This window comes from Nostoc sp. (assembly GCF_036916735.1).
Lineage (GTDB): Bacteria > Cyanobacteriota > Cyanobacteriia > Cyanobacteriales > Nostocaceae > Nostoc.
In genome coordinates this window covers 54,254-61,984 of record NZ_JBALFV010000114.1, presented here as the reverse complement: position 1 = coordinate 61,984, position 7,731 = coordinate 54,254, and the positions used below count along the sequence as shown (strand labels likewise).

Annotated in this window: 6 protein-coding genes and 1 pseudogene; 2 read left to right on the top strand and 5 right to left on the bottom strand. The window is 38.6% G+C overall.

Translation table 11 applies throughout. The features are described 5' to 3' along the window. The coding region (locus tag V7L20_RS28535; RefSeq protein ID WP_334747306.1) for a tetratricopeptide repeat protein at nucleotides 1-1,749 on the bottom strand (1,749 nt) is incomplete at its 3' end. A 331-nt stretch (nucleotides 1,750-2,080) separates the two neighbouring features. Continuing rightward, nucleotides 2,081-2,629, bottom strand: coding sequence for a COP23 domain-containing protein (locus V7L20_RS28530; RefSeq protein WP_334747305.1), 549 nt, complete (start codon nucleotides 2,627-2,629; stop codon nucleotides 2,081-2,083). Nucleotides 2,630-2,993: 364 nt separating this feature from the next. Here V7L20_RS28530 and V7L20_RS28525 point away from each other — a divergent pair, with 364 nt between their 5' ends. Beyond that, on the top strand, nucleotides 2,994-4,394 hold the full coding sequence (locus tag V7L20_RS28525) for a protein kinase domain-containing protein (protein ID WP_334747304.1): 1,401 nt from the start codon (nucleotides 2,994-2,996) through the stop codon (nucleotides 4,392-4,394). On the opposite strand, the gene V7L20_RS28520 is transcribed toward V7L20_RS28525, so the two are convergent. Next, nucleotides 4,377-5,171, bottom strand: a complete 795-nt coding sequence (locus V7L20_RS28520) for a S1 family peptidase (protein WP_442943652.1) — start codon at nucleotides 5,169-5,171, stop codon at nucleotides 4,377-4,379. The two genes, V7L20_RS28525 and V7L20_RS28520, sit on opposite strands and share 18 nt — an antisense overlap. 319 nt (nucleotides 5,172-5,490) lie before the next feature. Here V7L20_RS28520 and V7L20_RS28515 point away from each other — a divergent pair, with 319 nt between their 5' ends. Next, entirely contained in the window at nucleotides 5,491-5,970 is a 480-nt protein-coding gene (locus tag V7L20_RS28515; protein WP_334747303.1) for a YbjN domain-containing protein, read from the top strand. A gap of 257 nt (nucleotides 5,971-6,227) precedes the next feature. On the opposite strand, the pseudogene V7L20_RS28510 reads toward V7L20_RS28515, so the two are convergent. Together V7L20_RS28510 and V7L20_RS28505 are read right to left on the bottom strand one after the other, a co-directional pair. Further along, nucleotides 6,228-6,884, bottom strand: a pseudogene (locus tag V7L20_RS28510) (actin-binding WH2 domain-containing protein); the annotation flags it as partial. 120 nt (nucleotides 6,885-7,004) lie between these two features. Continuing rightward, complete coding sequence (locus V7L20_RS28505; RefSeq protein WP_334747302.1) at nucleotides 7,005-7,709, bottom strand: actin-binding WH2 domain-containing protein; 705 nt, start codon at nucleotides 7,707-7,709, stop codon at nucleotides 7,005-7,007. Between the last annotated feature and the right edge of the window lie 22 nt (nucleotides 7,710-7,731).

Here is a 7,731-nt window from a genome sequence, read left to right as displayed (position 1 = left end):
ATTAATCTTGAGAGCAGCGTTGTAATCAGCGATCGCCCCTTGGTTGTCTCCTAATTTGTAGCGGGCTAATCCTCGGTTGTAGTAGGCTGAGGCATCATTAGGATTAATCTTGAGAGCAGCGTTGTAATCAGCGATCGCCCCTTGGTTGTCTCCTAATTTGTAGCGGGCTAATCCTCGGTTGTAGTAGGCTGAGGCATAGTTAGGATTAATCTTGAGAGTAGCGTTGTAATCAGCGATCGCTCCTTGGTTGTCTCCCAATTCGTAGTAGACTATTGCTCGGTTGTAGTAGGCATCGGCCTTATTAGGATTAATCTTGAGAGCAGCGTTGTAATCAGCGATCGCCCCTTGGTTGTCTCCCAATTCGGAGCGGACTATTCCTCGGTTGTAGTAGGCTGAGGCATCATTAGGATTAATATTGAGAGCAGCGTTGTAATCAGCGATCGCTCCTTTCTTGTTTCCCAATCCGTCGCGGGCTACTCCTCGATTGTAGTAGGTTAAGGCATGATTAGGATTAATCTTGAGAGCAGTGTCGTAATCAGCAATCGCTCCTTGCTTGTCTCCTAATTTGTAGCGGGCATTACCTCGGTTGTTGTAGGCATAGACATTATTGGGATCAATCTTGAGAGCAGCGTTGAAATCAGCCATCGCTCCTTGCTTGTCTCCTAAATCGTAGCGGGCTAATCCTCGGTTGTTGTAGGCATCGGCATAGTTGGGATTAATTTTGAGAGCAGCGTTGTAATCAGCGATCGCCCCTTTCTTGTCTCCTAAATCGTAGCGGGAAAATCCTCGGTTGCTGTAGGCATCGGCATAGTTGGGATTAATCTTGAGAGCAGCGTTGAAATCAGCGATCGCTCCTTGCTTGTCTCTTAAATCGAAGCGGGTATAACCCCGATTGAGATAAGCTTCAGCATAATTAGGATTGAGCCGAATAGCTTCGTTATAATCAGCGATCGCTCCTCTATAATCTTTCTGCCCATACTTCTGGTTCGCTTTAATATAAAAGTCATCTGCTTTGGATGCGGCAGCAACATTAATACTTGGTAGATTCACTCCCAAATCTACCCCCACAGCTAACATCCTCTGTGCAGCCGAATATATAGTAGTTCCAATCCCGGTAATAATTTTACTCTGGCTTTTTTCACTTATTGCTTGCTCATCAGACCTGCCGTGAATTGCTACTACTTCCCCTTGTTCATTTAGCACTGCACCCCCACTCATCCCTTTTAAAGTATCATTATCGTAAATGATGTTATAACCATCACGCTGTGCCGTCCCGTTGGCGTTTACTTGTCCTTTGTTAAAAAAGAAACCTGGGTTAGAAATAGCTGCTGTCTTAGCGGGAAACCCAGCGACATAAACAGTAGTGGCGCGTGTAGCTTCATCGGAATTACCAATTTTGGCAATGTTATAAGTTTTGCTACTGCTAAACTGCAAAAGTGCTAAATCTGTCGGTGGCAAGGGCTGCATCGATTTAATTTGATTACTTTGCCCATCTGGTGTCAATATTTTATATTTTTGACCACTCTTCACCACATGATAGGCAGTGAGGACAGTGTAAGTATTATCAGAGCGTTTGATAATAATTCCCGAACCTGAATCGGTGGAGTTTTGAGTGTTGACAATTCTTACTGTAATATCTTCAGCTATTTTTTCTATTGCTGATGCAGATAATCCTAATGCTACCTGCGACTGCACCAATACCATTGATACACCAATTAGCGCAGATGAAAGTCCATAATAATATTTCATATTTTTACCCGATTTTTTTGATTCTTACGCAAAACAAAATAAAAACCTCCCCTTGTCCCAATACTGCGTAGGTTTTGCCTAAAAAATAAAAATGTCTAGGTTGGGCTGAGGCAATGCCTTACCCAGCAAACCCCGCTCTTAGGTTGGGTTTCCTTCCTCAACCCAACCTACGAATATTCAAAACCTACGCAATATTGCACGCTGTCCTAACCGACATCCCTCTCCTTACCAAGGAGAGGGACAGGTTTTGCGTAGCATAACCAGGGTGAGATTTTCTTGAGCTATTCGATAATCCAAAATCTGTTGACTGCGTTAACCCACCCAGCGATTTTTAAGGCTCAGGTTGGATATTATTTAAAAAAGTATCAAAATCAACATAAATTTGTGTATCATCACTATTTTGATTCTGGATTTTTCCAGATGCTAAACCACGTTGATCTAACAGCCTTTCTGCAGCCAGTCTCGCATTAGAACCCCGCTTGAGAGTAAATAATACAGTTTTACTTGTGCAAACATCGTTTGTACTAACAGCAGCGCAGACTACCGGATAACCATTGATCTTCCCAGAGATAATAGTTTTGAGATTACCACTGTCATAGTTTTGTTGAAATCTGTACGACACTTGCTTACAGCGTTCTAAAGCCGTCAACTTAGAAGAGAAAAATTTTTCTTCGCCCCAACGAATTATTGGTCTTTTTGTGCCATCTCCTATACGCACAAATGTTACAGGCTTACCTTGGCTTTTAGCACATTGGAAGGTAGGGCTGCTAGCATAACTAGGCTGATGAATAATTGCAGTTGTTGTAGATGCCATGAGCAAAGCTATGCCAGAAACTCTAGCAACCTCGCTCAACGTGGAATAGTCTAACCTGCTAACCATAAATTTCTGAATGTTTCAGTACTAAAAAAGGGTATAACTTAGATTATCGTGATAATACTGATATTTACAACTTATAGTTTGCAGAAATTATGCATAACATTTAATAAAATACCAATAAAAATCATGTTTCTAAATGAAGATAATATAAATATTGTTGTTAATTGCTGTATATAGCGCTTTTCCTTTGGATGCAATATACTCTGACTTCACTTGTATTCCTCTCGCCTAAAGGGAGCCAAGCTTTAAATCTTACTCCCCAACGCTAGCTTTTAAAGGGAGTAAGGGTTAGGTCTATATTCTATGCAATTGAGAACCGCTATATCAGCCAGCGAGTAATAAGTTTTAGGATCTAGGGTGAATATCAATGAGTAAGCTTGGTGGACGTTACCAAATTCTCGAACAAATCGGACAAGGGGGGTTTGGAGTGACTTTCTTAGCCGAAGATACCCAACGACCAGGAAATCCCAAATGTGTTGTTAAGCAATTTAAACCAATTTCAGACACTTTACAGCAAGCAAAGCGTTTCTTTGACAGCGAAGCAGTGATTCTCGAAAAGTTGGGAAATCATGATAACATCCCGCGACTTCTAGCTCATCTTGAAGAAAATCACGAATTTTATTTAGTTCAAGAATATATAGAAGGCCACGACTTGAGTAAAGAATTACTTCCAGGTAAAAAGTTGAGTGAAGCTTATGTAATTAAACTTTTACAAAATATTTTACAAATTTTAACTTTTATCCATCAGCAAAGAGTAATTCACCGAGATATCAAACCCTCAAATATCATCCGACGCCTAGATGGTGAAATTGTCTTGATTGACTTTGGTGCAGTAAAACAAATTAGTACCCAAATAATTAAACCTCAAGGACAAAAGAATATAACTTTTGCTATTGGGACTGAAGGCTATATGCCGAGCGAACAAACATCTGGTAATCCTGATTTTCGCAGTGATATTTACGCAGTCGGGATTGTTGCTATTCAAGCTCTTACAGGAATATCGCCAGAACGATTACCAAAAGATGCCAATAATGAAATTGTTTGGCACAATCAAGCAGAAATTAGCCAAGAGTTAACATATATTTTAGATAGAATGGTGCGTTATGATTTTCGCCAGCGTTATGAATCAGCAGAGCAAGTATTACAAGCTCTACAACAACTATCGCTAAACTCAACATTCCCGCTAACAATTCTACCCCAACCTATTCGTCGTCCACTACTGTGGAAATGGATAATTCCTCTGTTTGCAGTAACAGCAACCATTACAGTTATTAGTATCTATCGACCTGTGCCATCCCCGATTCAACCTGCACCTGTAGAATTATCATCTTATGAAGAATCCAAAAGTAAAATCAAGATAAAATATCCCGAAACCTGGAATAGACAAGATTTGAACAATCTTTTTACTGGGGAATTGGTAAAATTTTCACCTAAACAAAGTACAACAAAGACATCTCAAGAGCAAGTAACAATCACAATTCAAGATTTTTCTGGAACATTAGAAGATTCTAAAAATAAATTTATTCAAGACATTAAAAATTTCCAAAATGGGCAAATTATTAGTAGCAATACAAGCACTTTGGCATATAGACCAGCGTATCAAGTGATTTATACTGTCAAAGATGGAGACAATAATTTAAAAAATTGGCGGATTTGGACATTAAAGGGGGATAAAGCTTACATAATTATTTACACTGCTGCCATAGATGATTATGATAAATTTGTCCCAACTACAGAAAAAATGATTCAATCATTTCAAACTGATTAATTTATATATTGGTACAGCCCAACTAAGGCGATTAATCTGCTCATGTAACCCCTTATCTGCTTCGGAACCATCAACAAAGATAGAGGGAGCATCCCACAAAGGATTTGCTTGCATTCCATTTACACCCACCACCTCACCCCGACAATTTAGCAATGGGCCACCACTCATCCCCTTTTGGATATCATTGCTATAACCAATTTTATAGCCACCCTCTAAAGCTTTGGGTAGTAACAGTGAAACTTTACCAGCAGTGAAGGAAAACTGGTGTTTTTCTTCGTCATTTTGTGAATAAAAACCACTAGCAAAAACTTCATCACCTACAATTAGTTTAGAAGCAATAGATGCTACTGTGTAAATTTTTTTAGGGTTGCGAAACTGCAATATTGCTAAATCATTCTTGCCAAATTTTGTATTTTTAGGCAAACTGGCTGTATATATCTGACCATCAGGGGTTTGAATCCGATAGGGAGCATCATCTGCTCTGAGTACATGAGCATTAGTTAAAACTGTATAGATTGAGTCTTGTTTTCGCAAAATAATCCCAGAACCCAAGAATTCCTTTGACATCACTTTTACAGTCATAGCTTGAGCGAGTAAGCGTAACTTTTCTGTTGATGTTTGCGGTTGCGATAGTCCCAATCTTAAAGTCTGTGATAAAGGCAGTTTGCAACTAGCGATCGCACATCTACCACGAGCGCTAAAATATAATGCCAATGCATATATCGCCAATGATAAACAACCAACATAGATAACTAATTTCAATCTGCCCTTACTCATCCCACCTGCAAGCCAATATCCATTTTGCTCTCATCACTAAATCTTATTGCCAGAATCAATAAATCTGCAAACTAAATTTACAGTATTTTGCAATCATACTCAGAAATATACACCTATTTTTAGGTAAATAGACCACTCTATAAGGGCAGGGCAATCCTATAATCCTACCATTTTGGTATTTTTTAATTGGAAGTCCCTTATGCTGCCCTAAACTCTGGGCATTTGGAAAGTAGACAAAAAGGAAGCTAAAACTAACTGCGTCCACAAGTTATAAAGTATGTGTAGATAAAACAGCAAATATGTTGAGAAGAAAATCTGTATGGCAAGCTACCAAGAAAAGCTAACTAGTAACGAATCCGTCAATGACCTAATTGCCGAGACGACAAGCATCAACCATCTGGAGGTAATTGAAAATGTCATCGACTCTTTGGAACAAGATGATAGTGCGATGGTTCACCAGACTCCAGAGGGTGGTTATCTCTGGAAGTTTAAGTATGGAAGTGTAGAAGTATTTGTCCAACTCAACGGGACAACCGATGAAGACACCATTACGGTTTGGTCTACAGTGCTAAATTTACCTGCTAAAGATGAACCTAAGTTGATGCGGTATCTTTTGGAGTTAAACTGCTCTAGTACTTTTGAAGCGCGTTTCGGTATTATTGAAAACCGAGTGGTTGTGATATCAACACGCACCTTAGCGGAATTATCTCCTGGCGAAGTGTCTCGACTCATTACCATTGTGGCAACGATTGCTGATGATAACGATGAAGCTTTACAATCTGAATTTGGTGCAAATTAAGGAATTTTGGATTTTAGATTGGGCTTCTGCTGCATCGGATGCATAGCAATTAGGTTTGGCGACTAATTCCTTTGCTAAAGGTGTTTGGCAATGTGGAGATGGCGATTGATTGCTGGTTACTAGTGGTCTATCGCAAAAGTTTTGATAGGTTTGTAGTAACAAAGAAATAGTATAAGCACTTTAGTGCTTGAATATTTGAGCACTAAAGTCCTCACTACAAATGTGTAACAGCTTATAAAACAAGTAGAAATTTTAGATTACCGCAAACCCAAAATTTCGGAAATCGCCGCTACAATATCCAAATAGAAGTTACCTTTCACTGCTCGAAACAACTCAAATTTAGAGTCAGGGGCACCAAAAAATGGTCTGAGAAACCATCCTAACTGCATACCAACAAAAGCATAAAGCAATAACCAGGATCTTAGAATAGTGGTGCGAGTTTTTTTGCCAACTTCATCTTGTTGAGAAAGTAATTGCATTCCTTCATAAAGGAACTTAACGCCAAAGATGCCTGTAATGCCAAAAATTAACACATTCAATAGTTTAAAAAATTGATAAGAATCGGGTGTAGTAATCAGAAAAAATAGCGTAACTGGTGCCAAGCTGAATAAAAGCACACTAATTACTGATACAGATGTGAGCAACACAACGAAATGCTGTTGAATACTGCTTCGTGAACCAAACAAAACATTAAAAAAGAACAAGGTTGGAAAACAAATAATCAGTGTTAATAGATAAAAGGCTGGAAGTTTGATAGCACTAGATAATGCCTGTGCCCAACTGTTAGATGCACCGATAATTGCGCCATAGATGGCAAAAAAAATGGAACTAGATACGAACAGTGAACTAATTTTATTTTGTAATCGGACTCCCTGACGAATTTCTTCTAAAAACGCTTGGCGATGTCTGACGACAAGCCGCTACGCGTCTACGCGTAATAAATTAACCAAAACACCAAGTTGTTTAATTCCGATTTTTTCCTTATTCCGCATATTTTTATATATTTGATATTTTGTCAAATTACTAATAGCTAATTAACGAATTCCTAAGAGATAGCTAATAGATTTTATGACGCTTAAATAGAAATTACCTTCTCTTTCGCGGAATAGTTCAAAGGCAGAACCAGGTGTACCAAAAAACGGTCTGAGAGTCCATCCTAACTGACTACCAACAAAAGCGTAAAGAAATAGCCAAAATTGTAAAATTTTCTGGCGTGTCTTACTACCTTCATTATCTTGTTCTAAAACTAAACTTGTGGCTTGATATAAAGACGAAACACCAATAAATCCAGTTATGGCAAAGATAAAGACATTTAACAAAATTAAAAACTGGTAGTTATTGGTGGTAATCAAGAAAAACAATGTGATTGGTGCAAAGCTAAATAAAAGTACGCTTGTGACTGAAACCGCAGTTAAAACTAACGCTAAATGCTGTGCAAAAGTCCGCTTTGAACCAAAAATAATATTAGCAAAGAACAACGTCGGTATACAAATCAAAAGTGTGATTAGATAAAGGGCTGGGAGTTTAATGGCGGAAGATATAGCTTGCATCCAGCTATGATATGCACCAATGATTCCGCCATAAGCAGCGATAAATAAGGAACTACAAACTAGCAAAGAAATTATTTTATTTGGTAATCTCGTACCTTGGCGAATTTCCTCTAGAAATCCTTGGCGATCGCGCAGGAATCCAATCAGCACCGCAAAATATTTAATTCCTAAAGATTTCCGTTCAATCATGTTATCCTCACACTGATATTAT